The 25,658-nt window shown below is 72.7% G+C and carries 21 protein-coding genes and 2 pseudogenes; 15 read left to right on the top strand and 8 right to left on the bottom strand.

What is annotated here, in order from left to right; translation table 11 throughout:
* Positions 1–9: 9 nt before the first annotated feature.
* From KVT44_RS19630 to KVT44_RS19620, 3 genes are read left to right on the top strand one after another with little or no spacing between them, the layout of a single operon-like run.
* Positions 10–2,046, top strand: coding sequence for a prolyl oligopeptidase family serine peptidase (locus KVT44_RS19630; RefSeq protein ID WP_217567955.1), 2,037 nt, complete (start codon positions 10–12; stop codon positions 2,044–2,046).
* Complete coding sequence (locus KVT44_RS19625; RefSeq protein WP_217567954.1) at positions 2,043–2,972, top strand: LD-carboxypeptidase; 930 nt, start codon at positions 2,043–2,045, stop codon at positions 2,970–2,972. The genes KVT44_RS19630 and KVT44_RS19625 overlap by 4 nt, the downstream gene beginning before the upstream one ends.
* 38 nt (positions 2,973–3,010) lie before the next feature.
* The gene (locus KVT44_RS19620; RefSeq protein ID WP_099919797.1) at positions 3,011–3,562 is read left to right on the top strand and encodes a GNAT family N-acetyltransferase; all 552 of its coding nucleotides are present in this window, start codon (positions 3,011–3,013) and stop codon (positions 3,560–3,562) included.
* A gap of 80 nt (positions 3,563–3,642) precedes the next feature.
* Here the strand turns inward: KVT44_RS19620 and KVT44_RS19615 are convergent, their stop codons facing one another.
* Both KVT44_RS19615 and KVT44_RS19610 read right to left on the bottom strand, forming a co-directional pair.
* On the bottom strand, positions 3,643–4,545 hold the full coding sequence (locus tag KVT44_RS19615; protein ID WP_217567953.1) for an NmrA family NAD(P)-binding protein: 903 nt from the start codon (positions 4,543–4,545) through the stop codon (positions 3,643–3,645).
* A gap of 72 nt (positions 4,546–4,617) precedes the next feature.
* Positions 4,618–5,640: a hypothetical protein gene (locus tag KVT44_RS19610; RefSeq protein WP_217567952.1), complete on the bottom strand. Its 1,023-nt coding sequence runs from the start codon at positions 5,638–5,640 to the stop codon at positions 4,618–4,620.
* Positions 5,641–5,768: 128 nt separating this feature from the next.
* Here KVT44_RS19610 and KVT44_RS19605 point away from each other — a divergent pair, with 128 nt between their 5' ends.
* Complete coding sequence (locus tag KVT44_RS19605; RefSeq protein ID WP_217567951.1) at positions 5,769–6,365, top strand: TetR/AcrR family transcriptional regulator; 597 nt, start codon at positions 5,769–5,771, stop codon at positions 6,363–6,365.
* A 147-nt stretch (positions 6,366–6,512) separates the two neighbouring features.
* A complete protein-coding gene (locus tag KVT44_RS19600; protein ID WP_217567950.1) occupies positions 6,513–8,525 on the top strand; it encodes a DUF5107 domain-containing protein in 2,013 nt (670 codons plus the stop codon).
* A gap of 61 nt (positions 8,526–8,586) precedes the next feature.
* Here KVT44_RS19600 and KVT44_RS19595 read toward each other — a convergent pair whose 3' ends face one another.
* Complete coding sequence (locus KVT44_RS19595) at positions 8,587–8,943, bottom strand: VOC family protein (protein ID WP_075029764.1); 357 nt, start codon at positions 8,941–8,943, stop codon at positions 8,587–8,589.
* A 178-nt stretch (positions 8,944–9,121) separates the two neighbouring features.
* Here KVT44_RS19595 and KVT44_RS19590 point away from each other — a divergent pair.
* Positions 9,122–9,679: pseudogene (locus KVT44_RS19590) on the top strand (hypothetical protein); the annotation flags it as partial.
* 57 nt (positions 9,680–9,736) lie between these two features.
* Positions 9,737–11,605 (top strand): transketolase, encoded by a 1,869-nt coding sequence (locus KVT44_RS19585; RefSeq protein WP_217567949.1) that lies wholly within the window; start codon positions 9,737–9,739, stop codon positions 11,603–11,605.
* Between the two features lie 43 nt (positions 11,606–11,648).
* On the opposite strand, the gene KVT44_RS19580 is transcribed toward KVT44_RS19585, so the two are convergent.
* Both KVT44_RS19580 and KVT44_RS19575 read right to left on the bottom strand, forming a co-directional pair.
* Positions 11,649–12,470: a class I SAM-dependent methyltransferase gene (locus KVT44_RS19580; RefSeq protein WP_217567948.1), complete on the bottom strand. Its 822-nt coding sequence runs from the start codon at positions 12,468–12,470 to the stop codon at positions 11,649–11,651.
* Between the two features lie 163 nt (positions 12,471–12,633).
* Positions 12,634–13,206, bottom strand: a pseudogene (locus KVT44_RS19575) (phosphatase PAP2 family protein); the annotation flags it as partial.
* Between the two features lie 244 nt (positions 13,207–13,450).
* Between KVT44_RS19575 and KVT44_RS19570 the strand changes: the two are divergent.
* Positions 13,451–15,070, top strand: coding sequence for an ABC-F family ATP-binding cassette domain-containing protein (locus KVT44_RS19570; RefSeq protein ID WP_217567946.1), 1,620 nt, complete (start codon positions 13,451–13,453; stop codon positions 15,068–15,070).
* Between the two features lie 217 nt (positions 15,071–15,287).
* Positions 15,288–15,524 (top strand): DUF6158 family protein, encoded by a 237-nt coding sequence (locus KVT44_RS19565; RefSeq protein WP_190168062.1) that lies wholly within the window; start codon positions 15,288–15,290, stop codon positions 15,522–15,524.
* A gap of 185 nt (positions 15,525–15,709) precedes the next feature.
* Here KVT44_RS19565 and KVT44_RS19560 read toward each other — a convergent pair whose 3' ends face one another.
* Positions 15,710–16,252: a type 1 glutamine amidotransferase domain-containing protein gene (locus KVT44_RS19560; protein WP_217567945.1), complete on the bottom strand. Its 543-nt coding sequence runs from the start codon at positions 16,250–16,252 to the stop codon at positions 15,710–15,712.
* A 58-nt stretch (positions 16,253–16,310) separates the two neighbouring features.
* On the bottom strand, positions 16,311–16,697 hold the full coding sequence (locus KVT44_RS19555) for a DUF2795 domain-containing protein (RefSeq protein ID WP_217567944.1): 387 nt from the start codon (positions 16,695–16,697) through the stop codon (positions 16,311–16,313).
* Between the two features lie 155 nt (positions 16,698–16,852).
* Here KVT44_RS19555 and KVT44_RS19550 point away from each other — a divergent pair, with 155 nt between their 5' ends.
* Both KVT44_RS19550 and KVT44_RS19545 read left to right on the top strand, forming a co-directional pair.
* On the top strand, positions 16,853–18,856 hold the full coding sequence (locus KVT44_RS19550) for a hypothetical protein (protein WP_217567943.1): 2,004 nt from the start codon (positions 16,853–16,855) through the stop codon (positions 18,854–18,856).
* A gap of 202 nt (positions 18,857–19,058) precedes the next feature.
* Positions 19,059–19,853: an RNA polymerase sigma factor SigF gene (locus KVT44_RS19545; RefSeq protein WP_217567942.1), complete on the top strand. Its 795-nt coding sequence runs from the start codon at positions 19,059–19,061 to the stop codon at positions 19,851–19,853.
* Between the two features lie 2 nt (positions 19,854–19,855).
* Here the strand turns inward: KVT44_RS19545 and KVT44_RS19540 are convergent, their stop codons facing one another.
* Positions 19,856–20,983 carry a PAS domain-containing protein gene (locus KVT44_RS19540; RefSeq protein WP_217567941.1) on the bottom strand — a complete coding sequence of 376 codons (1,128 nt, stop codon included), beginning with the start codon at positions 20,981–20,983 and terminating at the stop codon, positions 19,856–19,858.
* A 227-nt stretch (positions 20,984–21,210) separates the two neighbouring features.
* Between KVT44_RS19540 and KVT44_RS19535 the strand changes: the two genes are divergently transcribed.
* From KVT44_RS19535 to KVT44_RS19520, 4 genes are all read left to right on the top strand, one after another.
* A complete protein-coding gene (locus KVT44_RS19535) occupies positions 21,211–21,900 on the top strand; it encodes an ANTAR domain-containing response regulator (protein ID WP_254649627.1) in 690 nt (229 codons plus the stop codon).
* Between the two features lie 166 nt (positions 21,901–22,066).
* Positions 22,067–23,131, top strand: a complete 1,065-nt coding sequence (locus KVT44_RS19530) for a hypothetical protein (protein WP_217567939.1) — start codon at positions 22,067–22,069, stop codon at positions 23,129–23,131.
* 94 nt (positions 23,132–23,225) lie between these two features.
* A complete protein-coding gene (locus KVT44_RS19525; RefSeq protein ID WP_190168069.1) occupies positions 23,226–24,473 on the top strand; it encodes an aminotransferase class I/II-fold pyridoxal phosphate-dependent enzyme in 1,248 nt (415 codons plus the stop codon).
* Entirely contained in the window at positions 24,470–25,630 is a 1,161-nt protein-coding gene (locus tag KVT44_RS19520; protein ID WP_217567938.1) for an MBL fold metallo-hydrolase, read from the top strand. Before KVT44_RS19525 ends, KVT44_RS19520 begins: the two co-directional genes overlap by 4 nt.
* Positions 25,631–25,658 lie beyond the last annotated feature (28 nt).

Genomic DNA, 25,658 nt, shown 5'->3' with positions numbered 1-25,658 from the left:
GAGGACAGGATGCAGAACCTGGCGTACGGATCGTGGCCCTCGCCCATCGACGCGGCGCTCGCCGCCGCGCACGACGGGCATCCCGAGTTCGTCGGCTTCGTCGGCGACGAGGCGTGGTGGACCGAGCCCCGGCCAACGGAGGGCGGACGGCGCACCCTCGTACGCCGACAGGTCGACGGCACGCAGGAGCCGGTGCTGCCGGCCCCCTGGAACGTGCGCAGCCGGGTCATCGAGTACGGCGGACAGCCCTGGGCCGGCGAGATGCGCCCCGAGGGGCCGTTCGTGGTGTTCGTGAACTTCGCCGACCAGCGGCTCTACGCCTACGAGCCCGACGCCCCGGACGCGCGGCCCCGCCCGTTGACCCCCGTGTCCCCGGTGGGCGGCGGACTGCGGTGGGTGGACCCGCGGTTGCGCCCCGATCTGGGCGAAGTGTGGTGTGTGCTGGAGGAGTTCACCGGGGACGGACCCACCGACGTACGACGGGTCGTGGCCGCGGTGCCGCTCGACGGGTCGGCGGCGCAGGACCGCGACGCGGTGCGCGAACTCACCGACGGCAGCCACCGGTTCGTCACAGGGCCCCGGCTCTCGCCCGACGGCGCGCAGGCGGCCTGGCTCGCCTGGGACCACCCGCGCATGCCCTGGGACGGCACCGAACTGATCCTCGCCGACGTCACCGAGCACGGCACCCTGCGCGGCGCGCGGCCCGTCGCGGGCGGACCGGAGGAGTCGATCGCCCAGGCGGACTGGACCCCCGACGGCACCCTCCTGTACGCCAGTGACCGCTCCGGCTGGTGGAACCTCTACCGGCTCGGGGAGGACACGCCGGTCTGTCCCCGGGAGGAGGAGTTCGGCGGGCCGCTGTGGAAGATCGGGTACCGCTGGTTCGCGCCCCTGGAGAGCGGGCTCGTCGCCGTCGTGCACGGCCGGGGCGCCACCGCGCTCGGAATACTGGACCCGGAGACCGGCGAGGTCGTCGACGCGGCCGGCCCCTGGACCGAGTTCACCCCGACACTCGCGGTCCACGGCAGCCGGATCGTGGGCGTCGCCGCCAGCCCCCGCAGCGCGTACGAGGTCGTCGAACTGGACGCCCGTACCGGCCGCGCCCGGGTGATCGGCGCCGGCCACGCCGACCCGGTGGACCCCGCGCACTACCCGGAGCCGCAGATCCGCACCTTCACCGGCCCCGCCGGGCGCGAGGTCCACGCCCACATCTACCCGCCGCACCACCCCGACCACGTGGCACCCGGCGACGAACTGCCGCCCTACGTCGTGTGGGCGCACGGCGGGCCCACCGGCCGCGCGCCCCTCGTCCTCGACCTGGAGATCGCCTACTTCACCTCGCGCGGCATCGGCGTCGCCGAGGTCAACTACGGGGGATCGGCGGGACACGGGCGGGAGTACCGCAACCGGCTGCGCGAGCAGTGGGGCGTCGTCGACGTCGAGGACTGCGCGGCCGTCGCGCTCGCCCTCGCCGAGGAGGGCACCGCCGACCGGCGCCGGCTCGCCATCCGCGGCGGCAGCGCGGGCGGCTGGACCACCGCGGCCTCCCTGACCAGCACCGACGTCTACGCCTGCGGCACGATCCTGTATCCGGTCCTCGACCTCGGCGAATGGGGCTCGGGGGAGACCCACGACTTCGAGTCGCAGTACCTGGAGACGCTGATCGGGCCGATCGCCGAGGTGCCGGGCCGCTACGTGGAACGCTCGCCCACCGAGCGCGCCGACCGCATCGCCGCGCCCTTCCTCCTCCTCCAGGGCCTGGACGACGTCATCTGTCCGCCCGCGCAGTGCGAACGGTTCCTGGCCAGGCTGGCCCGGTCGACCGGGCGGCGCGTACCGCACGCCTACCTCACCTTCGAGGGGGAGGGGCACGGGTTCCGGCGGGCCGACACCATGGTGCGGGCCCTGGAGGCCGAGCTCTCCCTGTACGCCCAGGTCTTCGGCCTGCGTCCGCCCGGCATCCCCACCCTGCACCTCACCGCCCAGGAAGAACCCGTCGCGGCGCCGACGGGATCCGTCCCACCGATCGTGGAGTCCACCCAGTGAAAGCCCTGACCCGTCCCGCCCGTCTCGCCCCTGGGGCCCGCGTCGCCGTCGTCGCTCCCAGCGGGCCCGTGGTCGAGGAGCGGCTGGCCGCGGGCCTCGACATCCTGCGCGGCTGGGACCTCGACCCCGTCGTGGCACCACATGTCTTGGACCGGCACCCCGAGTTCACCTACCTCGCGGGCACCGACGCCGACCGGTCCGCCGACTTCCAGGCCGCCTGGTGCGACCCGGACGTGGCCGCGGTGCTCTGCGCCCGCGGCGGCTACGGCGTCCAGCGCATGGTCGACCTCCTCGACTGGGACGCGATACGGGCCGCCGGGCCCAAGGTGCTCCTCGGCTTCAGCGACATCACGGCACTGCACGAGGCGTTCGCCAACCGGGCGGGGCTGGCGACGCTGCACGGGCCGATGGTCGCCGCCGTCGACTTCATCAAGAACGCGCGGGCACAGGAACATCTGCGGGCGACGCTCTTCGAACCGGAGACGGTACGGGTGATCGGGTCCGGCGGGGACGCGGCACCGCTCGTGCCCGGCCGCGCCTCGGGTGTCCTGCTCGGCGGATGCCTGAGCATGCTCGCCGCCGACCTGGGCACCCCGCACGCCCGGACCTCCGCGCGCGGCGGCCTGCTCTGCCTGGAGGACGTGGGCGAGGAGACGTACCGCCTGGACCGGGTGCTCACCCAACTCCTGCGGGCCGGCTGGCTGGACGGGGTCACCGGGATCCTGCTCGGCTCCTGGGCGCGCTGCTCGCCGTACGAGCGCGTGCGGACGCTGCTCACCGACCGGCTCGGCGGGCTCGGGGTGCCGGTCGTCGAGGAGTTCGGATTCGGGCACGGCGAGGGCGCGTTGACGATTCCCCTCGGGGTACGGGCCGAACTCGACGCGGACGCGGGGACCCTGACGCTGGAGGAGCCGGCGCTCACCTAGGACCTGGCGTGCAGGCCGCCGTCGCGTACTGTGTCGGGATGCCTGAGAACGCCTCCGCCTATCTTGCCGAGGGCCCCCGCGTGGGCATCCGGCACTTCACCCACGAGGACGGTGCCGAGTTCACCGCACGGGCCCGGGAGAGCAAGGCGCTGCACCAGCCCTGGCTCTTCCCGCCCCGCAGCGTCGACGCCTACGCCGCCTACGCGGGGCGGCTCATCGAGGACCGTACGAAGGCCGGGTTCCTGGTCTGCGAACGGGACAACGGGGCCATCGCCGGCTTCATCAACATCAACAACATCGTCGAGGGCGGCTTCCTGTGCGGGGCGCTGGGCTACGGCGCCTTCGCACACGCCACGGGGCGCGGGCTGATGGCCGAGGGACTCGGGCTCGTGGTCCGGTACGCCTTCGGGGCGATGGGGCTGCACCGGCTGGAGATCAACGTCCAGCCCCGGAACGCGGCCTCGATCGCCCTCGCCCGGCGCTGCGGATTCCGGCTCGAGGGGTTCTCGCCGGACTTCATCTACATCGACGGGGCGTGGCGCGACCACGAGCGATGGGCGATCACCTCGGAGATGCTCCCGTCGAGCTGAACCTCTCTTCGACCTGAACCTCCCTTCGACGAGGGCTTCTTGCGGGCTCGCCCCGGGGCCGGCCTTGGCCGGGAGGCGGTTCAGCCCAGGTAGAAGTCCCTGCGGGCGGCCACGAACGCCTCGATCGTCCGGGCAGGTGCGCCCGTCACCCGTTCGACGCCGTCGGCGGTGCGGTCGTAGCGGTTCTCACGGTGCAGTCGGCCCATGACGGCGACGTGCTGTTCGAGGTGCGGCGGCATCCCCAGCTTCGGGAGCTCGGCCTCCCACCTCTCCGGGGGCACGTCCACGTAGGTCACCGGTCGTCCCAGCGCCCGCGAGAACTCCCCGGCCAGCTCCTTCATGTCGACCGAGCGGGGACCGGTCAGCTCGTAGACCTGCCCGATGTGCGGGGCCGGGTCGCGGAGCACGGTGGCGACGACCCGGGCGACGTCGTCCACGGCGATCGGCGAGGTGCGTCCGGTGCCGAACGGCAGCGCGAGCGTGCCGTTCTCCCGGATCGACCGCGCCGCCAGCGAGGTGAACAGCGGAGTGTCCAGGAACGCCGTCGGCCGGATGTGCACCATGGGCAGGCCGGACCAGTTCAGTACCTGCTCCGCCAGCCAGTGCAGCCGCTGCTGGTGCGACTCCTCGGTGCTGGTGGCGGTCATCTGCGACACCGTCATCTGGGACAGCCCGACCAGGGCGTCCAGCTTCCCGTACTCCCTCGCGACGGAGGCCACCACGGTTGCCGCCAGCAGGTGGTCCGGCGACACGGGCATCGCGAAGTACATCCGCCCGACACCCTCCAGCGCGGCGGCGACGGTCTCGGGTCGGGTCAGATCGCCGGTGACGACCTCCGCGCCCAGTGCGCGCAGCTCGGCAGCACGATCGTCGTCGCGGCGGACCATCACGCGCACCGGCACGCCCTGTGCGCGCAGTTGCTCGAGGACCGTGCGGCCCACGCCACCGGCGCCGGCGATGAGAACAAGGTTGCTGGTGACCATCGGTCGATCTCCTTCGGAGTGAGGGAACATCTGAGTTGAGGTGTGTTGAGGTGTGTTGAGGTGTTCAGAGCGTCAGCGGGCGGCGACCTGCCGGGACCGCAGGCCCACCAGCAGCGCCCCGATCACGGCCCACAGCGCGAGGGTGATCAGCGGGCCGGAGACGTGGGCGCCGCCGAAGTAGCTGAGGTCGGCGACGGCCCGTATGGCGGCGCCGGGCGGGAGCAGACCCGAGACGACGCGGGCAAGACGGGGCAGCAGGACGACGCCGATGGTGGCGCCGCTGGTCGAGTTGCCGACGGTGAGGAGCAGCAGGGTGGCCACCGGGACGCCGAGCGGGCCCAGCCAGGTACCGAGCAGCTTGGTGGTGAACGCTGCCGCGGCTGCCAGCAGCGCGAGCGTGCCCGCCAGGGGCAGGAAGGGTGCCGGCAGGGCTCCCATGACGGGTCCGGCGATGACGGCCGCGATGGTGCCGCAGGCCGCCGAGAAACCCCAGATCAGCCGGAACCGGTGGCGCAGGGCCAGCACGTTGCCGAGGCCCAGGGTGCTCTGGGCGAGGACGAACCCGGCGAGGGTCACACCGAAGGCCACATAGAAGCCGCACAGCCCACGACTGTCGAACTTGGCCAGCGGGACGACGTCCGCGGTCTCCAGGTGCTGCCCCGCCCGGTTCGCATAGGTGGCGGCGAGGCCGGTGACGGCGTTCGTGGTGGACAGGCCGTTGGCTCCGGCCACGTCCAGCCGCAGTCCGCCGTCACCGCTGGGGCCGAGGGCTGCGACGGCGTCACGGTGGAGCACCGCGCGGCGCGCCGCGCCGGCGTCGGCTGCCTGGTGCACGTCGACGCGGTCGCCGAGCGTCTGCCGGACCTCGGTGGCGAGCCGCTGCCCGGTCACGGCCAGCGGCACGCCGTGCGGCTCGGGGTTGCGCTGGAGGCCCACGTAACAGGCGACGAAGGCCGATACCACGATCAGTCCGACGATCGCCGGCTGCAGCCAGGCTCGTACCGGCACCGTCCGGCGGGCGGACGGTCCGGGCGGCACGGTTGGCGTGGACGCCGCGGGCGTCGAGGACTCGGTGGGGGCGGGTGGCGATGCCACAGGGGTCTCCAGTGCTGTCGGTGGTTCTGCGGTTGCGGAGCGGAGGGACATCAAATAGATGTCGTCAGTAATCTAAACAGGGGGCTAGGATAGATGGCAAGTGACATCCAATTGAGGAGAGTGATTCCGTGGGCCGCGTGTCCCAGGCGCAAGCGCAGGAGAACCGGCAGCGCGTCGTAGCCACCGCCTCCCGGATGTTCCGCGAGCAAGGCACCGCGGTCAGCGTCGCCGACCTGATGAAGGCCGCCGGGCTCACCCACGGCGGTTTCTACAAGCAGTTCGGCTCCAAGGAGGACCTGGTCGACGAGGCCATCGCACACGCCTTCGACGAGCAGGCGGCACACTCGGCGGTGGCGCCCGACGAGCAGGCAGGGGAGCGCGAGGCCGCCCGCCGGACGCTGATCGAGGACTACCTCTCGGTCTGGCACCGCGATCACCCCGGGGAGGGCTGCCCCGTCTCCGGATTCGCCGCCGACCTGGGGCGCGAGCCCGGCCAGGCCGCCCGCGCCCAGGACGTCTACATCAACGGGGTACGGAACCGCGCCGCCCGGCTGGCCACCGGCGACGACGACGGCATGGCCCAGCTCTGCACCATGGTCGGTGCCCTCGTCCTCGCCCGCGCCACCCGGGGCAACCCGATCTCCGAAGAACTGCTGCAGGCCGCGCGCACGGCTCTCACCGAGAGCGGCACCGGGCAGTCCGGACAGCAGCAGCGCACGGCCTGACCGGGGGGCGGCCGACGGGGTCACCGGCTCGTTACTTGTTCCCTGCTGTCGGCACGGCGGGCGCGCTGTTCACCGGTGTGGTCGTCGTCGCCTTTGCGGAATCCTGACGAGCGGACACCCTGGTCAGGTGGTCGATGTCGCTGTTCCATGGTCATCGTGACGACGATCCGACGTGACGTACTGACCCTGCCGGTCGCGGAGTTGGGCCCGGACAACCCGCTGCCACCCCTGCGGCCGCTCGACGAGACACACCGCATCGACGACCGCGACATTCCCCAAGCTCTCAACTCCGTTCGAGCAGGGGAGACCCCGATCGACCTGCCGCGCGACATGGCCCGCCAGATCCGCTACGAACCGCTGCGGAGCGTCCTGCCCCAGCGCGTCCGGGACGGATACGACAGACGGCGCGAGCCGCGCGGGATCGACACGATCGTGATCGAGAACGACCGGCTGCGGGCGGTGGTGCTGCCGGGCTACGGCGGCCGGGTGGTCTCGCTGTTCCACAAGCCCTCGCAGCGCGAACTCCTCTACCGCAACCCGGTGGTGCAGCCCGCCTGCTTCGCCCTCAACGGAGCCTGGTTCTCCGGCGGCATCGAGTGGAACATCGGCGCGACCGGCCACACCACGCTGTCCTGCGCTCCCGTGCACGCCGCCCGGGTCCCCGCCCCCGACGGCGGCGAGATGCTCCGCCTGTGGGAGTGGGAGCGGCTGCGCGACCTGCCCTTCCAGGTCGACCTGTGGCTCCCGGACGGCTCCGACTTCCTCCATGTCGGCGTCCGCGTCCGCAATCCGCACGAGAGGCCCGCGCCCCTGTACTGGTGGTCCAACATCGCCGTCCCCGAGGAACGCCGGGTGCTGGCCCCCGCGGACGAGGCCTGGCACTTCGGGTACGAGCGGCGGCTGCGGAGGGTGCCGGTACCGGAGTACGAGGGGGTGGACCGCACATATCCGCCGCGCAGCGTCTTCCCCGCCGACTACTTCTACGAAGTGCCCGACGGGCAGCGCCGCTGGATCGCCGCGCTCGACGACAACGGCGACGGACTCGTACAGACCTCCACCGACGTGCTGCGCGGGCGCAAGCTGTTCGTCTGGGGCTCCGGTCCGGGCGGACGGCGCTGGCAGGAATGGCTCACCGAACCCGGCACCGGCGGCTACTGCGAGATCCAGGCCGGACTCGCCCGTACCCAGCTGGAGCATGTCCGGCTGGAGGCGGAGAGCGAGGTGTCCTGGCTGGAGGCGTACGGCCCGCTCGCGACGGACGCGGGATCGGTGCACGGGGCGGACTGGGCGCTCGCGCGCGCGGAGACGGAACACCGGCTGTCGGAGGTCCTGCCGCGCAGGGACGTCGACGCGGCGTACGAGGCATGGCTGCCGTACGCCGACACCGAGCCCGGTGAGGTGCTGGCCGTCGGGTCCGGCTGGGGTGCGCTCGAAGTGCTGCGCGCCTCCCACAAGCTGCCCGGGACGCCGTTCGAGGAGTCCACGCTGCGGGAGCCGCAGGCACCCTGGGTGGAACTCCTGCGGACCGGCGCCTTCCCGGAGCCGCGGCGGGTCGGGCCACCCGGTGAGAGCCTGGTCGCTCCACACTGGCGGGACATGCTGGAGACCGCGCCAGCCAAGCCGCTCACCGAGTACCACCTCGGCGTCGCGCAGTGGCATGCCGGGGACCTGGCGCAGGCCGTGCGCAGCTGGGAGCGGGCGCTCGAACTCGCCCCGTCGCTCTGGCCGTTGCTGCGGTGTCTGGCCGTCGCCGACCAGGAGGCCGGCAACCGGGAACGGGCCGCCGACCGGTACGCCGAGGCCTTCGACGACCTGTGCCAGGAGCGGCGTGACGACGGTCCGGCCTGGACCGCGGCCACGGCCGCGCTCGGGCGGGAGGCGGTGGGGGCGCTGCTCGCGGTGCGGCGTACCGGGGAGGCGCGGCGGGTCTGGGACCGATTGCGGCCCGCCACGCGGGCGCGCGGCCGATTCCGTCTGCTGGAGGTGGAGCTGCTCCTCGCGGAGGGGGACCGGGACGGGGCGCGAGCCGTCTTCGAAGAGGCGTTCGAGGTCGCCGACCTGCGGGAGGGGGCGGAGACCATCACCGCCCTGTGGACCCGTCTGACGGACGAGCCGCTCCCACCCCACTACGACTTCCGCATGCGCCCGCCCTCCAACTAAGCCCACGCCCCCCGCAGTCGAGGAACACACCCGGGTCCGGGGCGAAGCCCCGAGGGGGCGGTCAGGGGGTCGGGGATCCGCGGTCGACGTACTCGTACACCACACCGTCCGGATGCATGGCGATCAGGTTGCGCCCGGCCGGCGTCCCCACCGGGCCCGCCAGAATCCGCGCGCCCAACTCGCTGAGCACCCGATGCGCGTCCTCGACGTCCTTGACGGCGATGGTCGCGGAGACCTTCCGCAGGACCTCCAGATCGGCCTCGGGTCCACTCATGAGCAGGAAACAGCCCACCGCCGCCACCGACACGCCGCCGCGCTCGAACCGCAGGGCCCGCCCACCCGCAAGTCTTTCGTAGAAGGGGACCGAAGCCTCCAGGTCGTCGACGCAGATCCGCAACGTGGCTCCCAGAATCTCCATGCGGACGAGCTTAGTTGGGCACGCCGGAGGGCGAGATCGATTCGGACGTCTCCTGCGGAGGGCGGAGTGACCCCGGGGGTGGGGAGGAAACACCGGAGCCGCCGGGTTTGGGCGCCCCGACCACGGGGACGCGGAAAGCCCCGTACGAGGTACGAGCGACATCGCCGGAGGCGAAACCATGAGTCGACCCCGCAGCGTGATCGTCGGTGCCGGCTTCGCCGGGTACCGAACCGCCCGCACGCCGGCGCGGCTGACCCGGCACGAGGCCGACATCACCCTGCTCCACCCGACCGACTACTTTCTGTATCTGCCCCTGCTTCCCGGGGTCGCCGCCGGAATCCTGGAGCCACGCCGTGTCACCACGCTGACGTACGATCGTCTCGTGCTGGCCGTCGGCGGCGTGAACAAGCTGCTGCCCGTGCCCGACCCATATGTGCAGGTGCCGGGCCGTCCTGAAGTGTTCGCATGCGGCGACGCCGCCGCCGTACCGGATCTCGAGAGGCCTGGGCGGTACACGCCGAAGACGGCGCAGCACGCCTGGCGGCACGGGAGGGTCGCGGGGCGCAATGTCGCCGCCTCGCTCGGCATCGGCAGCCGACGTGCCCACTGCCACCGCGACCTGGGCTTCACCGTCGGCCTCGGGGGCGCGCAGGCCGCCGCCAACCCCCTGGGCATCCCGCTGTCCGGCCCCCTCGCCGGGGCCGTCACCCGCGGCGCTGGACACCGCCTCGCTGCAACCGGCACGGGCGGCCGGTTCCCCCGGTGACTTCGCGAGCCGTCCGGAAGGAGAGTCATGAACACCATCGTGAACGCCATGGACACCCGTCAACTCAAGGAACTCGCACAGCAGTTGCGTGTCGACAGCGTGCGCGCTGCCGCCGCCGCGGGATCCGGGCACCCCACGTCCTCGATGTCGGCGGCCGACCTGATGGCGGTCCTGCTGGCCAAGCACCTGCGCTACGACTTCGAGCGCCCCCAGCACCACGCCAATGACCGTTTCATCCTCTCCAAGGGTCATGCCTCACCGCTCCTGTACGCCGCGTACAGGGCGGCCGGGGCCATCAGCGAGGCCGAACTGCTCACCTTCCGCAGGCTCGGCAGCCGCCTCGAAGGGCATCCGACACCCCGGCGGCTTCCGTGGGTCGAGACCGCCACCGGCTCGCTCGGCCAGGGCTTGCCCGTGGGGGTCGGCGTCGCACTGGCCGGCAAACGGCTCGACCACACCGGCTATCGGGTGTGGGTGCTGTGCGGCGACAGCGAACTCGCCGAGGGATCCGTCTGGGAGGGCGCCGAGCACGCCGGATACGAGCACCTCGACAACCTCGTCGCGATCATCGACGTCAACCGGCTGGGTCAGCGCGGCCCGACCCGGCACGGCCACGACCTCGACGCGTACGCGCGCCGGTTCCAGGCCTTCGGCTGGCACACCGTGGAGATCGACGGACACGATGTCGACGCCATCGACCGCGCGTACGCCGAGGCCGAGTCCACCGCGGGACAGCCCACCGTGATCATCGCCCGCACGCTCAAGGGCAAGGGCGTCGAGTCCGTCCAGGACCGCGAGGGCCTGCACGGCAAACCGCTGTCGGACGCCGAGGAGGCGATCGCCGAACTCGGCGGAGTGCGCAACCTGCACGTGGAGGTCCAACAGCCGCCCCCGGCAAGGGTGTTGCACGCCGTCCGCTCCGGCCACCTCGAACTGCCCCGCTACGACACCGGGGACAAGGCCGCCACCCGCGACGCCTACGGACAGGCGCTCGCCGCGCTCGGCACCGCCCGTGGTGACGTCGTCGCCCTGGACGGTGAGGTGAGCGACTCCACCCGCACCGAGCTCTTCGCCAAGGAACACCCCGACCGCTTCTTCGAGTGCTACATCGCCGAGCAGCAACTCGTCGCGGCCGCCGTCGGTATGGCCGCACGCGACTGGGTGCCGTACGCCACCACGTTCGCGGCGTTCCTCACCCGGGCCCACGACTTCATCCGGATGGCGGCGATCAGCGGCTCCGGCATCAACCTCGTCGGCTCGCACGCGGGCGTCTCGATCGGCCAGGACGGCCCCTCGCAGATGGCCCTGGAGGATCTGGCGATGTTCCGGGCGCTGTACGGCACGACCGTGCTCTACCCGTGCGACGCCAACCAGACGGCCAAGCTCGTCGCCACGATGGCGGACCGCGAGGGCATCCGCTATCTGCGCACCTCACGCGGGGACACCCCGGTGATCTACAGCCCCACCGAGGAGTTCCCGGTCGGCGGCAGCAAGGTACTGCGCGCCAGTGACGAGGACCGGCTGACGCTCGTCGCCGCGGGCGTCACCCTGCACGAGGCGCTGGCCGCCGCCGAGTCGCTCGACCGCGAGGGCATCCAGGTCAGGGTCATCGACCTCTACTCGGTCAAGCCCGTCGATCGCGACACCCTGCGCGAGGCCGCCGAACAGACCGGCTGCCTCGTCACCGTCGAGGACCACCGGGAGGAGGGCGGCATCGGCGACGCGGTCCTCGACGCCTTCCTCGACGGCCGTCCGGTGCCGCGCCTGGTCCGCCTCGCCGTCCGTACGATGCCCGGTTCGGCGACCCCCGCCGAGCAACTGCACGCCGCGGGCATCGACGCGGAGTCGATCGCGGCGGCGGCGCGGCTGCTGGTGGAGACGGCGATCGTGCGCTGAGCCGCACCCGCTGAATCCGGCGCCGAAGAGAACCGCGGGTGGATCACGCTTCCTTACGGCAGAGAATCTCTCCGTGCAGGACGGAGAACCAGCCGTCCTCCTGCCGCGCCCACTCCCGCCACGCCTCCGAAACGGCCCCCAGTTGCGCGGTGGTCGCGTGTCCGCCCTCCGTGGCGCGCTCCGCGTACGCCGAGGCCTGCGTGCGATCGGCCCACAGCCCGCCCCACCACTCCCGCTCGTCCTCGGTGGCGAAGGTCCAGGTGTCCGACGTCGCCGTGATGTCCTTGATGCCGGCCGCCAGTGCCCACGACTTGAGACGGCGGCCGGCCGTCGGTTCGCCCCCGTTGGCTCGGGCCACGCGCAGGTACAGGTCCTGCCAGTCGTTCAGGCCCGGTACCTCGGGATACCAGGCCATCGCCGAGTAGTCCGCGTCGCGGGCGGCGATGAAACCGCCCGGCTTGGTGACCCGGTACATCTCGCGCAGCGCCTGCACCGGGTCGCCCACGTGCTGGAGCACCTGATGGGCGTGGACCACGCAGAAGGTGTCGTCCGGGAAGTCCAGGGCGTGCACGTCCGCGACCCCGAAATCGACGTTGTCCAGGCCGCGTTCGGCGGCCACGGCGCGGGCCTGGTCCAGGATTCCCGGGGCGTGGTCGACGGCGGTGACGTGGCCTTCGGGGACCAGTTCCGCCAGGTCGGCGGTGATGGTGCCCGGACCGCAGCCGATGTCCAGGATCTTCATGTGGGGCTTCAGTGAGTCGAGCAGGTAGGCGGCCGAGTTGGCGGCCGTGCGCCAGGTGTGCGAACGCAGTACGGACTCGTGGTGGCCGTGTGTGTAGACGGCGGTCTCCTGCGGCTTCGACATGACCGTTTCCCCTTCGCGTCGTCTCGTCGGTTGCGCATCACCGTACGCCCGCATGTCGCATGGTGAGACCCATGTCTTGGTATATGGACAAGTCGAGTGGTGAGGCTCGGGTGTTGCCCGGGGAGTGAGGTGTCCGGACGGGTCACGGTCGGTGGTGGCGTGCGAGAAGGCCTCGTACGGCGTACGCGACCGCCGTGCCCAGCGCCGCGCCCGCGAGGACGTCGCTCGGGAAGTGGGCGCCGGTGTAGACGCGGGACAGGGCCACGGCGGTGGCGAGCGGTACCACCGCGGCGCCCCAGCCGTGCGACTCCAGTGCCACGCCCGTGGCGAAGGCGGCGGCCGACGCGGAGTGGCCCGAGGGGAACGAGGTGGTGATCGGCTGTCGCTTCAGCTGCCGGGCCGGGGGGACCGGGGCGAGGGGTGGGCGGGGGCGGCGTACCGAGCGCTTGCCCACGGTGTTGATCGTGGCGGAGGCGAGGGTGAGGGAGGCGAGGCCGGTCGCGGCGGCTCGGCGGGCGTGGGGTGTGCGGGTCGCCGTGAGTGCCGCCGCTGTGGCGAACCACAGCAGGCCGTGGTTCGCGCTGCGGCTCAGTTTGGGCAGGAGGGGGTCGCAGCCCGGCCAGTGGCGGGACGCGATGGCTTCGAAGAGGCGGGAGTCGGCTGCGAGGAGGTGGTTTCGGAGGGGGTGGTGGGTCGGGGTGCGGGTGGTGAGGTCGATGTCTGGAGTGACGGTCATGAGCTCCCCGTACCCGCCGAACCACCGTTTCCTCGCCCCCGCCGCCCCTACCCGTCCCATCCTCGACCTGGGGGCTGCGCCCCCAGACCCCCCTGGGTGTGTTCTTCGGCTGCGGGCGGGTGGGGGGCTGGTCGCGCAGTTCCCCGCGCCCCTGGGCGGGGCTGCGCCCCGGATCCCGGGGCCTGGGAGCTCGGTGGGGATATGCGTTTGCTCCGTGGGCCGGGGGGCCGGAGAATGCCTCCCCATGGGACATCTCGAAGCCGCACATCTTGAGTACTACCTTCCCGACGGGAGGGCGCTGCTCGGCGATGTGTCGTTTCGGGTGGGGGAAGGGGCCGTCGTCGCGCTGGTGGGCCCCAACGGAGCGGGCAAGACCACGCTGCTGCGGCTGATCTCGGGGGAGCTGAAGCCGCACGGGGGCACCGTCACCGTGACCGGCGGCCTGGGCGTGATGCGTCAGTTCGTGGGGTCCGTGAGAGACGAGACGACCGTGCGGGAGCTGCTCGTCTCCGTGGCGCCGCCCCGCATACAGGAGGCCGCCAAGGCCGTCGACGCGGCCGAGCACGCCATGATGACCGTGGACGACGAGGCCGCCCAGCTCCGCTACGCGCAGGCACTCTCCGACTGGGCCGAGGTACGCGGATACGAGTCCGAGACGCTCTGGGACATGTGCACGATGGCCGCGCTCGGCGTCCCGTACGAGAAGGCGCAGTGGCGCCTGGTGCGCACCCTCTCCGGAGGAGAGCAGAAGCGGCTGGTGCTGGAGGCCCTGCTGCGCGGCACCGACGAGGTACTGCTCCTCGACGAGCCGGACAACTACCTCGACGTCCCGGGCAAGCGCTGGCTGGAGGAACGGCTCAAGGAGACCCGCAAGACCGTTCTCTTCGTCTCCCACGACCGGGAGCTGCTGTCCCGTGCCGCCGAGAAGATCGTCAGCGTCGAGCCCAGCCCCACCGGCGCCGATGCATGGGTGCACGGCGGCGGCTTCGCGACGTACCACGAGGCGCGACAGGAGCGGTTCGCCCGCTTCGAGGAGCTGCGCAGGCGCTGGGACGAGAAGCACGCCCAGCTGAAGAAGCTCGTGCTGAATCTGCGGCAGGCGGCCTCCATCAGCCATGAGTTGGCGTCCCGGTACGCGGCGGCGCAGACCCGGCTGCGGAAGTTCGAGGAGGCCGGCCCGCCGCCGGAGCCGCCGCGCGAGCAGGACATCAAGATGCGTCTGCACGGCGGGCGTACCGGCGTACGGGCCATCACCTGCAAGGGACTTGAGCTCACCGGGCTGATGAACCCGTTCGACCTGGAGGTCTTCTACGGCGAGCGGGTCGCCGTGCTCGGCTCCAACGGCTCAGGCAAGTCGCACTTCCTGCGCCTGCTCGCCGGTGACACCGTCGCGCACACAGGTGAGTGGAAGCTCGGCGCGCGCGTCGTGCCCGGACACTTCGCCCAGACGCACGCCCACCCGGAGCTCCAGGGCCGCACCCTTCTCGACATCCTGTGGAGCGAGCACTCCCAGGACCGGGGCGCCGCCATGTCCCGGCTGCGCCGCTACGAGCTGACCGGCCAGGCCGAGCAGCGCTTCGAGAAGCTCTCCGGCGGCCAGCAGGCACGCTTCCAGATCCTGCTGCTGGAGCTGGAGGGTTCCACGGCCCTGCTGCTGGACGAGCCCACCGACAACCTCGACCTGGAGTCGGCCGAGGCACTCCAGGAGGGCCTGGAGGCCTACGAGGGAACGGTGCTCGCGGTCACCCACGACCGCTGGTTCGCCCGCTCCTTCGACCGCTATCTGGTCTTCGGCTCGGACGGCAGGATCCGGGAGACGGCGGAGCCGGTGTGGGACGAGCGGCGCGTCGAGCGGGCCCGGTAGGACTCGGGCCCGGTAGGACTCGGGCCCGCCAGGACTCGGTCCCGGTCCCGGTCGTCCGGTGCTTCCCGGAGGACCGGGGGCCGGGAAGTTCGTAGAGTGGAGTGAGGACGCGAGATCCACGGCTCCCTCCCGGACGCCGCTCGGGCGCCGCGCACGGCAGCGCCTGCCCGGCGGCCACCCGGACCGCGCCGCAGGACACGACGAGCGGGGTACCACCATGACCGGAGTCGACCCGGACCGGCTGGACGACCAGCAGCTGATGAAAGAGCTGGAGACGATCCACCGCACCCGCCACGACACACTGCTGCACGGTTCGAACGAAGCCCTGCGGACCCACAACTTGCGCATGGCGCAGCTGGAGGGCGAGTACCTGCGCCGCCATCCGCGCCGCCCTATCGCCGCGGGCCGTACGCGCGACGGGGCCCGGGAGCGGGGCCTCGCGGCGGAGTGCTGAACGACGGGTCGGGGCGACATGACGGGTCGGGGTGTCAGGGAGGGCACGGGTGACGACGTCGGGTCGAACTCGCCCGGCCCGCAAACCCGTTGCTGCCGCCCGCACCCGTCGCCCTCGGTCCCCGCTGTCGCCGGTGAACCGAGGCGCGCCGGATGGTGACGGATTCCGTAGCGGCGGACACTCCGTCAGGCGGCCTGCCGCGCGAACGCTGCCAGGAACGCCTCGTCGAACGCCTTGAGGTCGCCCGGCTTGCGGCTGGTGATCAGGGTGTTGGGCCCCTGCTCGCACACCTGCACCTGCCGGTCGACCCAGGTGCCGCCCGCGTTGCGGATGTCAGTGCGCAGACTCGGCCAGGACGTGAGGACCCGGCCCGAGACCACGTCCGCCTCGACGAGTGTCCAGGGGGCGTGACAGATCGCGGCGACCGGAATGCCGCGCTCGAAGAACGCGCGGACGACCGCCACGGCCCGTTCGTCGAGGCGCAGCACGTCCGGGTTGGCCACACCGCCCGGCAGCACGAGCCCGTCGAAGGACTCGGCCGACACGTCGGCGACCACCTCGTCGACAGGGAAGGTGTTCGCCTTGTCGAGGTGCTGGAAGGCCTGGATCCGGCCGGGCTTCGTGGACACGAGGACCGGCTCGCCACCAGCGTCCAGTACCGCCTGCCAGGGATCGGTCAGCTCGACCTGCTCGACGCCCTCGGGCGCCATCAGGAACGCGATACGCATGATTCCTCCGTTTCCTTTCCCGGCCCCCGAGCGGTGGTGCACAGCGCCGGGGCGCTGTTCACCGCGTGTGCCGGTCGCGTACGACCGATTCGGCCAGCTCGTGCACCGTGGCGTAGCGCGCCTTGTGGGGGCGCCGCTCCACGGCCTCGACCAGGGGGTCGGGCGCGTGTTTGTCGCGCAGGGTGTCGGCCAGGTCGCGGGGGCCCGCGGGGAAGGCGGTACGGCTCAGGAACCGGGCCAGTTCCAGGCGCACCGTCTCGATGGAGTCGGGCGCGCGGTTCGGTGCCACGGGGCCGCGCGCGATCTCCGGGTCGTCGTCGGCAGTCGGCTCCGGGTCCTGCCACTCCTCGGTCCGGGTGGGGTGACCCGACCTGAGCAGGCCCCGCAGTTCGTGTTTCATCTCTTCGTCCCGGTGGACGCTCAGCCGGTCGCTGCCTCGTTGCATGACTCCCTCCAGGGGATCGGGGACGGTGATCGCGTACCCCTGGACCCGGGGTCGACACGTCCGTGGGAAAACGGCACGACGAGCTCCACCGCCGGGCGGCATGATGACGGCCGGAGAACCGGTTCTCCGAGGTCATGGGGGTGGAAGTGACGGGGATGTCGCTCGAGGCCCTGGACGCGGTGCCGTGGGACCGGCTCGAGTCGGCGCTGCCCCGGCACCCGGTCGAGGAGGTGCCCCGCGCGCTGCGGCGGCTGGCGCTCGCGGGCGGGGCCGCGACGGAGGAGTACTGCCACCCGCTGTACTCCTGCCTGGTCGCGGACAACGGCAGGGTGCCCTCCGCGGCGACCGCGGCCCTGCCCTTCGTGGTGGTGCTCGCCGCCGACCCGGGGGCGGGCGCGCGAGTCGACCTCGTAGGACTGCTGGTGGCTTTCCAGCACGCGACCAGGACGGCCCGGCCGGACCTGGTGGACGAGGGGTGGCCCGCGGCGTGGAGACGACACCTGGGCGCGGTCCTGGCGCTGCTCGCGGACCCGGACCCCGATGTGCGGCGCGAGGCCATTCCGCTCGCCGACGGTGTCGTACCGCTTCTGGAGCGGTGGCGGGCCGAGACGAACCCGGCGGTACGTCTGCCGGTGCTGCTGCGGCTGGGATGGGCAGCCGCCGCTGCGGCGGAAGCGGATGCCCGGTCGGTCGAGGAGGTGCGGGCGGTACTCGACGGCGTCCTGCGTGACGGCGAGCCCGTCATGAAGGTCGCCGCCGTGATCGCCCGGGCACGGCTCGACCCGCAGGAGCCGGTCCGGCGGATCGACCTGCTGGTGGAGACACTTTCCGACCTCGCCGTACGGCCCAGGTTCGAGGAGATCTGGTACGTGGTGGGCGTCGAGGACCCCTTCAGCCGTGAAGCTGTCGTCACCTGGGCCGCCGAGCTGTTCGACCACGACGCCCGGACGGCCGCTTCCTTCGTGGTCCGGCTGGCCGGCGCGGCGGCCCGCACCGGGGACACCGAACTGTCCGAGGCGGTGCTGGACGAGGCATGGCGGCTGCTGGTGCTCAGGCCGTCCGCGGCGCCCGCGCTGCTGCCGGTGGCGGGCCGGCTGCTGGGCGACCGGGCCGACCCCGTGCGCCTGCGGGCGGCACACCTTCTGGCGGTGCTCGGCCGGCAGTCGGCCCGGTACGCCGACCGGCTCGCCACGCTGCTCGACGACCCGGGGAAGGACCCCTGTCTGGAGGGGACCGTCGGTGACTACGCGCGCTGGGCGCTCACCCGGATCGGCGACCCGCGCGCGATGCCGGGGCTCGTCGAGCGGCTCTACGAGCCCTATCGGGAGCACTACGGACGTGGCTACTGCCTCAGCGACCCGCGACTTCCGGACGTCGACGCCGTGCTGGTTCCGCTGCGGGCGCATGCCGGCGTCCTGCTGCCCGACCTGCGGGAGGTGATGCGCCACCACGCGGCGCACAACGGCGGCCACGGCCCGCTGACCGGCGCCTTCCTGAAGGTCCTCAAGGCGTGGGGGCCGGACGCACTGCCCGCGCTGCCGGAGGTCGTGGCGCTTCTGGACGACGCCACGGGCTCGCTCTCGATCGTCGAGGTGCTGGTGGCGATGGGGCCGGGCGCCGCGTCCGCGGAGCCCGCCCTGCGGGCCTGTGAGGCGCTCGACCGGCCGTGGTACCACTGGAACGCGGCATGGGCCGCCGCGCAGATGGGCGGAGACCGTACGGCGGCGCTGCGGCTCATCGGCGACGCGATGCTGACCGAGGAGGGTCCCTACTATGGGCCCGTCCACCTGCTGACCGAGTTCGGTCCCGCGGCCGCGCCGTACGCCGACCGGGTACGGCACATCATGGAGAACACCGACGGCTTTCGCCGGATCGAGGCCGCGCTCGCCCTCTGGTCGGGCACGGGCGAGCCCGAGCCGAGCATCTCCGTCCTGGCGGAGTTCGTCCTGCCGATGGCCGACGGCGGCGACGACTATGGGCTCTTCGGAGAGGCGCTGCGAGCCCTGGCCCGGATCGGCACCCTCACCCCCGCGACGCGCGCCGCACTGCGGACGGTACGGGGCTTCGACGGCCGCCTGGCACAGGAACGGAACTACGAGGCCTTCCTCCAGGACGAGGAGCTGCGCGCCGCGATCGAGTACCTGCTCGCCCTTCCCTGAGCCCAAGGCGCCGACAGGCGCGGGTGTTTGCCTCGGTGTTTGCCTCGCACAGGCCGGGGCAGGCGGAATTCAAGTGCTTCGGACAGGAGGCACGTCCGTGGGAGCGGGGAAGCCCTCGCCACGGGTGTGCCGTTCGACGCACCCGTGCGCTCCCACGGTGACCGTCCAACCCAAGGCACCTGCAAGGGAGTTGCGACGCATCATGCGAAACCAAGTGAGCGCGAAACGTCATCCGCACGACGACGCCCCCGACACCACGGAGGCATTCCGCAGGCTCGCCTCGCTCCCTCCGGGCCGGCAGCACGACACGCTCCGCGAGCAGATCGTCGAGTCCTGGCTGCCGATGGCCAACCGGCTCGCGGGCCGGTTCCGCAACCGTGGTGAGAGCCTGGAGGACCTGCGCCAGGTCGCGGCACTCGGTCTGGTCAAGGCCGTGGACCGGTACGACCCCGAGCTCGGCAACGCCTTCGAGAGCTACGCCGTGCCGACCGTCACCGGCGAGATCAAACGGCACTTCCGCGACCACATGTGGACCCTGCACGTGCCGCGCCGCGTCCAGGACCTGCGCAACCGTGTGCGGTTCGCCGTCCAGGAACTCTCGGGGACCATCTCGGGCCGCAGGCCCACCGTCGCCGAGATCGCCGAGCACGCCGGGATGAGCGAGGAGGACGTCCGGGCCGGCCTGGAGGCCCTGGAGAGCTTCACCGCGCTCTCCCTGGACGCCCAGGTCTCCGGCAGCGACGACGGCTACTCGCTCAGTGACGCCCTCGGCTCGGCCGACCCCGCGCTCGACGTCGTCATCGACCGCGAGGCCGTCAAACCTCGGCTGCAGGCCCTGCCCGAGCGCGAACGCATCATCCTCTACATGCGGTTCTTCGGCGACATGACGCAGAGCCGGATCGCCGACGAACTCGGGATCTCGCAGATGCACGTGTCGCGGCTGATCAGCCGGTGCTGCCACCGGCTGCGCGACCAGGTGATGCGCGACGCGGCGTAGCCCTACCGGGGCGCGCTCATCGCCAGGGCCAGGTGGCGGGACATCATGTCCATCACCTGGGCCTCCGCCATCGAGAACGCCCGGCGGGCGCCGCTGCGGAACAGGGTCAGCACGCCTTGTACGGGGCCGGGCGAGGTGGTCAGGGGCACGCACAGCAGCGACGTCACGTTCGCGCGTACGAGGATCGGGGCGCCCGAGGTGTCACGGCCGAAGGCGTCCGGATCCTCGGGGCGCACCGGCAGCGCCGTGGATCCGCCCCGGGCCGCCTCGACGACGAGCGGACACGCGGCGGGATCCTGTGCGGCCACGCCCCGGGCCCCCGCCACGCTGTCGGAGGGGGCCAGCACCGTCGTGCGGGACAGCCGCGCCGCTCCCGCCACGTCGGCCACCACCCAGTCGGCGAACCGCCCGTGCAGCACTCCGGCCGCCCGCTCCAGTACCCCGGCCGGATCGCCGACCGGACCGCTGAGCAGCGCCGTGGTCATGGCGTCCACCAGGTCCATCAGCGCCGCGTGCCGGGTCGTCTCGGTCAGGGTCGCTACCGGGCCCGGCACGCGCTCGGGGGACGGCACCCGGCTGTCCGCGGGCTGCAGGACGACGAGGACGGCGGTGCGGGGTTCGCCGCTGGGCCGCAGCGCGGTGAGCGTCGCCCGCACCGGCACCGCGGGCTGCTGCTGGAGGTGCACGGTGAGACTGCGGTCGCCTTCGCCGCGCGCCACCGCCGCCACCTGCGAACGGAACGCGGCACGGTCGGCGTGCGCGAGGAAACCGGTGAGCGGCCGGCCCGTCGCGTAGCCGGCCCGTACGCCGGTGAACGAGGTCGCCGCGAAGTTCAGCCTGCGCACCACCGTCTCGCGGTCCACCAGCGCGACAGGCACCGGCACCCGCTGGAAGAGCGCCTTGAGGAGCTGTTGCTCCTGGCGGTCGACCGAGGCGACGCCGGACGGGCCCGTCGAGGACAGACTCTCGTACCAGGGCCACAACTGGCCCGCCACATGGTCGAGTTCGAAGATCGCCGCGTCGAGCACCGTCGGCAGGTCGTCGGCCGGTACCGATCGAGCCGCCTTGAGCTCCGCCACGCGGCGCACGAAATCCGCGAGTTCTTCACCGAATTCGTCCGTCTGCGCCATGCGAGGAACGTAACCCGACGGGTTGGTTCCCGGGGTGGCGGGGGTGTAACCCGCCCGGCCTGTTTTCCGCGCAGGTGAGCGGGAAGGCGCGGAGGGAGGAGGGGTGAACCATGCTGAATGCGGGGCGACTTGAGCAACGCGGTCACAACGATCGGCACGGTCGAGGCGGTGAAGGCGGTGAAAGCGGTCAAGGCAGTCGAGGCGCCCGAGGCGGTCAACTCGGGCACCTGGGAACGCGGTCGCCGGAATCCACGCTTCCAGGGAGGCGGCTGTCGGAGCTCGCCGAGCAGGCCGCCCGCTGCACCACCGACTGCTGCGGCGCCAGCTGCATGGTCTCCGAGGGCGGCCCGGAACGCCCCGCCGCGGTCACCCACCCCGACCTCGCCGCACTCGTCTCGGTCCAACTCCGTTCCGGAGATGGTCCGATCCCCGCCGCGCTGGAACGCGGTGAGCCCGTCGACTCGGCGGACCTGCTGCGCGAGGAGCGCTGGCCGGCGTACCGCGCGATGGCCCTCGACTCGGGTGTCCGCTCCAGTGTCACGATTCCCTTCCGGCGTTCCGGGCTGACCGTGACCCTCAGCCTCTACAGTTTCCGGCCCGGTGCCCTGGAGGACGCCCCGCACGGACCCGCCCGCGCGCTCGGCGACCTCGCCGTCACCTGCCTGGTCCGTGACCGCTCCTACCGGGCCGCGCTCACCGAGCTCGACCAGCTCGGCGCCGCGCTGCGCACCCGGCCCGTCGTCGACCAGGCGTGCGGGATCGTCATGCACGTACTGGGCTGCGACGCGGACGCGGCCTTCGGCGTACTGCGCCGCGTCTCGCAGGCGACCCAGCGCAAACTGTCCGACGTGGCCTCGGCCGTCGTGGACAAACGTGGACGCGGCCTGGAACGGGAGCTCGTCTCCCTGTCGAACTGACGCGGTCGGCCGAGCCCCCGCTGTCACCCGCGTCACCCGCTCGGGCGTCCGTGTCGCGCGAATGGTGTCCGGCCGCGCGCGCCCCGCGCCGGGGCGGGCTGTGATGGGGTGGGGGCGCGACGGCCGTGCCCCCTTCAGACAGTGTCTGTCCGAAGGAGCCCGACCCATGTGCCGTACCGTCCGTGTCCTGTCCGCCACCGCCCTGGCCTGTGCCGCCCTGGGGGCGGCCGCCACGGCCGCGTCCGCGGATCCGGGCGCGGAGGTCGATCCCCGTTCCGTGGGCCCCGGTGGCCTCCTCTCCGTCTCCGTCACCTGCGACGCGATCGGCGGCACCCCGCCCGAGTCCATCGACGCGCACTCCCAGGGCTTCGAGGGAGGCAAGGTCCAGCTGCACCGGGTCACCGGCGGCGACGAGAAGACGGGCGGCGCCACCTCGTACCACGGGACGGCCCGTATCCCGGCGGGTGGGACTTCCGACGCCGGCTCCGGCGGATCCGGACTGGTTGGTGGATCCGGCGCGGTCGGTGGGTTCGGAGGGGTCGGTGGGTTCGGAGGGGCAGCCGGGGCCGGCGAGCAGTTCAACAGCGATTCCGTCGCCGGGGACCGTGAGGCCCAATGGGGCGTCAACGGCGTGTGTCCCGTCGCGCCGGGTGGCCAGGAGCGGCCGTGGAACGCCTCGTACACCGTGTCCCGCGACGCCGGCACCGGCACGGGCATCGGCACCGGCACGGGCACAAGTGCCGGGCGTGACACGCCTACGGGGCACGAGACCGGCGCGCCTCGTGACACGGGCGCGCCTCATGACACGGGCGCGGGTCGTGACACCGGTGCGACGCATGACACCGGTACGGGGCGTGACACCGGTACGGGGCGTGACACCGGTACGGGGCGTGACACGGGTACGGGGCGTGACACGGGTACGGGTCGCGAGACCGGCGCGGCTCATGACACGGGTGCCGGGCGCGAGACCGGTGCGGCTCACGACACCGGCACCGGGCGTGACACCGGCACGGGGCGTGACACCGGCACGGGGCACGACACCGGGCGTGACACCGGCACGGGGCACGACACCGAGGAGCGCCCCACCGGTGCCCAGTACGGAGTGCAGGGCGGCGAAGGCGGCACCTTCACCGATTCCGTCCCGGCCCTGATCACCGGCGGCGTCCTCATCGTGGGCGCGCTGGGCGCGGCCGCCCACCGGCTGCGCCAAAAGGGCTCCCCCCACCGCTGACGCTGTGACGGGCGCAACCCGGCCGGGCGCCCATGGCGGGGCGGGAGCCCGGGTAACGACAGGGCACGGCACCACGGACTGCACGGAGGCACGGATGCGGCGGACGGTTCCGGAAGGACACGGTCCGGTCCGCTACGGGCCGCCCCTTCCCGATCAGGGCCTGCCGGTACTGGCCGAGCTGCGCGCCGTGCTCGCCGACGCGGCGGGCCACGCCCACGCCGAGCCCTCCGGCGGCGGCCCCGCGCTTCTCGACGCCGCCTGCGGTTACTGGACCCGGCGGGGCCTGGCCGCCGACCGCGACCGGGTGGTCGCCGCCCCCGGCGCCCCCGCGCTGCTCCTCGCGCTGACCGGCGCACTCGGCGGCGACGTCCTGGTGCCGCGCCCGTGCGCCGCCTGGTGGGCACCGCAGGTCCGCCTCCTGGGCCGCTCCGTGTTCCACGCGGCGACGCCCGCGGAGTGCGGTGGCCTGCCGGATCCGTACGCACTCCTGGAGACCGTCCGCCGGGTCCGCGCCGAGGGCGGCGACCCGCGCCTGCTCGTGCTCTCCGTCGCCGACGACCCCACCGCCACCGTCGCACCGCCCGAGGTGGTGCACGAGACCGTGGAGGCCGCGGTGGGCGAGGGACTGCACGTGGTCAGCGACGAGACCTGGCGCGACACCCTGCACCGGCCGCACGACACCGTGCTGCTCAGCCCCGCCGAGATGCTCCCCGGCGAGGTCACTGTGCTGACGGACCTCGCGGGCGCCTTCCTGCCGCAGGGCTGGCCGGCCGCCGTCGCCCGCTTCCCGGACACCGACGAGGGCCTTCGGCTGCGCGCCCGCGTCCTCGACGTGCTCACCGTGCTCGGTGCCCGGGTCGCCGAACCGGTCGCGGCGGCGGCCGCGTACGCGCTCGGCGAGCCGGACGCGGTCACCGAGCGGGTGAGCGCCGCCGTACGTCTGCACGCGCGCGTGGCTCTCGCCGCGCACCGCGCGGTGGTCGGGTCGGGGGCCCTCGCACGGCCGCCACAGGCCGGCCGACATCTGTACGTGGATCTCGGCCCGTTGAGCTCCGCGCTGACCGCCCTCGGCGTCGGGGACGCACAGGAACTGGAGGACTTCCTCACCGCCCGGCTCGGCATGCCCGCGCCGGGCGGCCACCGCTTCGGGGACGACCTCGAGGCGCTGCGCGTGCGGTTGGAGACCGGACCGCTGCTCGGCGCCACCGACGAGGAACGGGCGGAATGCCTCAGTTCACCCTCACCGTTGGAACTGCCACAGGTGCAACGCGCGTTGACCCTCCTGGGGTCGGCGTTCGACGATCTCCGTGACGACGCTCAGCGATGGGAGCCTCCTCGATGACGCAGCAGTCCGAGTCGACCACGAGCACGAGTACGTCCCCGAGCACGTCCGTATCCCCGAGCACGTCCATATCCACGAGTACGTCCGTGGCCACGAACACGCGGGACGCCGAGGAGCCGGCGTCCGCCATGGCCCCGACGGCGGGGCGTTCCTCACTGGCCGTTCCTCTCCGTCCGCTCGTCGAGCCCCCACCTCTCGCCGAACCCCGTCCGCTCGGTGAGCGCCGTGTGTGGCCGCGGTCGTTCGTCGACCGGCTGACCGCGCCGCTGCCGGGACTGCGGGCCTTCGCGCGGTTCGCCCGTGAGGGGGCGCTGCGGCCGGGGCCCGGGGGGCTCACCGACATTCCAGTGCTGCCCTTCGAACCGGGGCCGCTGCCGCGGGTGGGCACCCGTACCGTCGCCGTCTCCTGGGCGGGGCACGCGAGTTGGGTGATCCGCATGGGCGGGCTCACCGTCCTCACCGACCCGGTCTGGTCCCGCAAGATCCTCGGCACCCCGGCCCGGATCACCCCGGTCGGCGTGGCCTGGAGCGCGCTGCCGCGCGTCGACGCGGTCGTCATCAGCCACAACCACTACGACCATCTGGACGCGCCGACGCTGCGCCGACTCCCGCGCGACACACCGGTGTTCGTGCCGGCCGGACTCGGGCGCTGGTTCCGGCGCCGCCGGTTCACCCGGGTCACCGAGCTGGACTGGTGGGAGGCGGTCGAACTGAACGGCGTGCGCTTCGACTTCGTCCCCGCGCACCACTGGTCCAAGCGCGGTCTCACCGACACCTGCCGCACGCTGTGGGGCGGCTGGGTGCTGACGGCGCCCGAAGGACAGCGGGTGTACTTCGCGGGGGACACGGGGTACGGGCACTGGTTCGCGGCCATCGGGCAGCGGTACCCGGGGATAGACCTGGCCCTGCTTCCCATCGGGGCGTACGACCCCCGGTGGTGGTTGAGTGACGTCCACTGCGACCCGGAAGAGGCTGTTCGGGCGGCTGTCGACCTGGGGGCTCGGCGGATGGCGCCGATGCACTGGGGGACGTTCGTGCTGTCCGCGGAGCCCGTGCTCGAGCCGTTGACCCGGGTGAAGGCGGCTTGGGAGCGGGTGGGCTTGGAGCGGGGGAATCTGTGGGATCTGGCGGTGGGGGGCTCTCGGGTCCTGGGGTGATGGCGGTGGTGGGGTGCCTGCGGGTGGG

It is taken from the genome of Streptomyces sp. GbtcB7 (assembly GCF_019091445.1).
Classification (GTDB): Bacteria; Actinomycetota; Actinomycetes; order Streptomycetales; family Streptomycetaceae; genus Streptomyces; species Streptomyces mirabilis.
The sequence above is the reverse complement of the archived record's forward strand: the minus strand, read 5'-3'. Positions and strand labels throughout refer to the sequence as shown.

Excerpts from the sequence above, each read along its gene's own strand:
- KVT44_RS19630 (WP_217567955.1), top strand. The coding sequence starts at position 10 with ATGCAGAACCTGGCGTACGGATCGTGGCCCTCGCCCATCGACGCGGCG.
- KVT44_RS19620 (WP_099919797.1), top strand. The coding sequence starts at position 3,011 with ATGCCTGAGAACGCCTCCGCCTATCTTGCCGAGGGCCCCCGCGTGGGC.
- KVT44_RS19615 (WP_217567953.1), bottom strand. The coding sequence starts at position 4,545 with ATGGTCACCAGCAACCTTGTTCTCATCGCCGGCGCCGGTGGCGTGGGC.
- KVT44_RS19600 (WP_217567950.1), top strand. The coding sequence starts at position 6,513 with ATGGTCATCGTGACGACGATCCGACGTGACGTACTGACCCTGCCGGTC.
- KVT44_RS19595 (WP_075029764.1), bottom strand. The coding sequence starts at position 8,943 with ATGGAGATTCTGGGAGCCACGTTGCGGATCTGCGTCGACGACCTGGAG.
- KVT44_RS19585 (WP_217567949.1), top strand. The coding sequence starts at position 9,737 with ATGAACACCATCGTGAACGCCATGGACACCCGTCAACTCAAGGAACTC.
- KVT44_RS19580 (WP_217567948.1), bottom strand. The coding sequence starts at position 12,470 with ATGTCGAAGCCGCAGGAGACCGCCGTCTACACACACGGCCACCACGAG.
- KVT44_RS19570 (WP_217567946.1), top strand. The coding sequence starts at position 13,451 with ATGGGACATCTCGAAGCCGCACATCTTGAGTACTACCTTCCCGACGGG.
- KVT44_RS19565 (WP_190168062.1), top strand. The coding sequence starts at position 15,288 with ATGACCGGAGTCGACCCGGACCGGCTGGACGACCAGCAGCTGATGAAA.
- KVT44_RS19560 (WP_217567945.1), bottom strand. The coding sequence starts at position 16,252 with ATGCGTATCGCGTTCCTGATGGCGCCCGAGGGCGTCGAGCAGGTCGAG.
- KVT44_RS19555 (WP_217567944.1), bottom strand. The coding sequence starts at position 16,697 with ATGCAACGAGGCAGCGACCGGCTGAGCGTCCACCGGGACGAAGAGATG.
- KVT44_RS19550 (WP_217567943.1), top strand. The coding sequence starts at position 16,853 with ATGTCGCTCGAGGCCCTGGACGCGGTGCCGTGGGACCGGCTCGAGTCG.
- KVT44_RS19545 (WP_217567942.1), top strand. The coding sequence starts at position 19,059 with ATGCGAAACCAAGTGAGCGCGAAACGTCATCCGCACGACGACGCCCCC.
- KVT44_RS19540 (WP_217567941.1), bottom strand. The coding sequence starts at position 20,983 with ATGGCGCAGACGGACGAATTCGGTGAAGAACTCGCGGATTTCGTGCGC.
- KVT44_RS19530 (WP_217567939.1), top strand. The coding sequence starts at position 22,067 with ATGTGCCGTACCGTCCGTGTCCTGTCCGCCACCGCCCTGGCCTGTGCC.
- KVT44_RS19525 (WP_190168069.1), top strand. The coding sequence starts at position 23,226 with ATGCGGCGGACGGTTCCGGAAGGACACGGTCCGGTCCGCTACGGGCCG.
- KVT44_RS19520 (WP_217567938.1), top strand. The coding sequence starts at position 24,470 with ATGACGCAGCAGTCCGAGTCGACCACGAGCACGAGTACGTCCCCGAGC.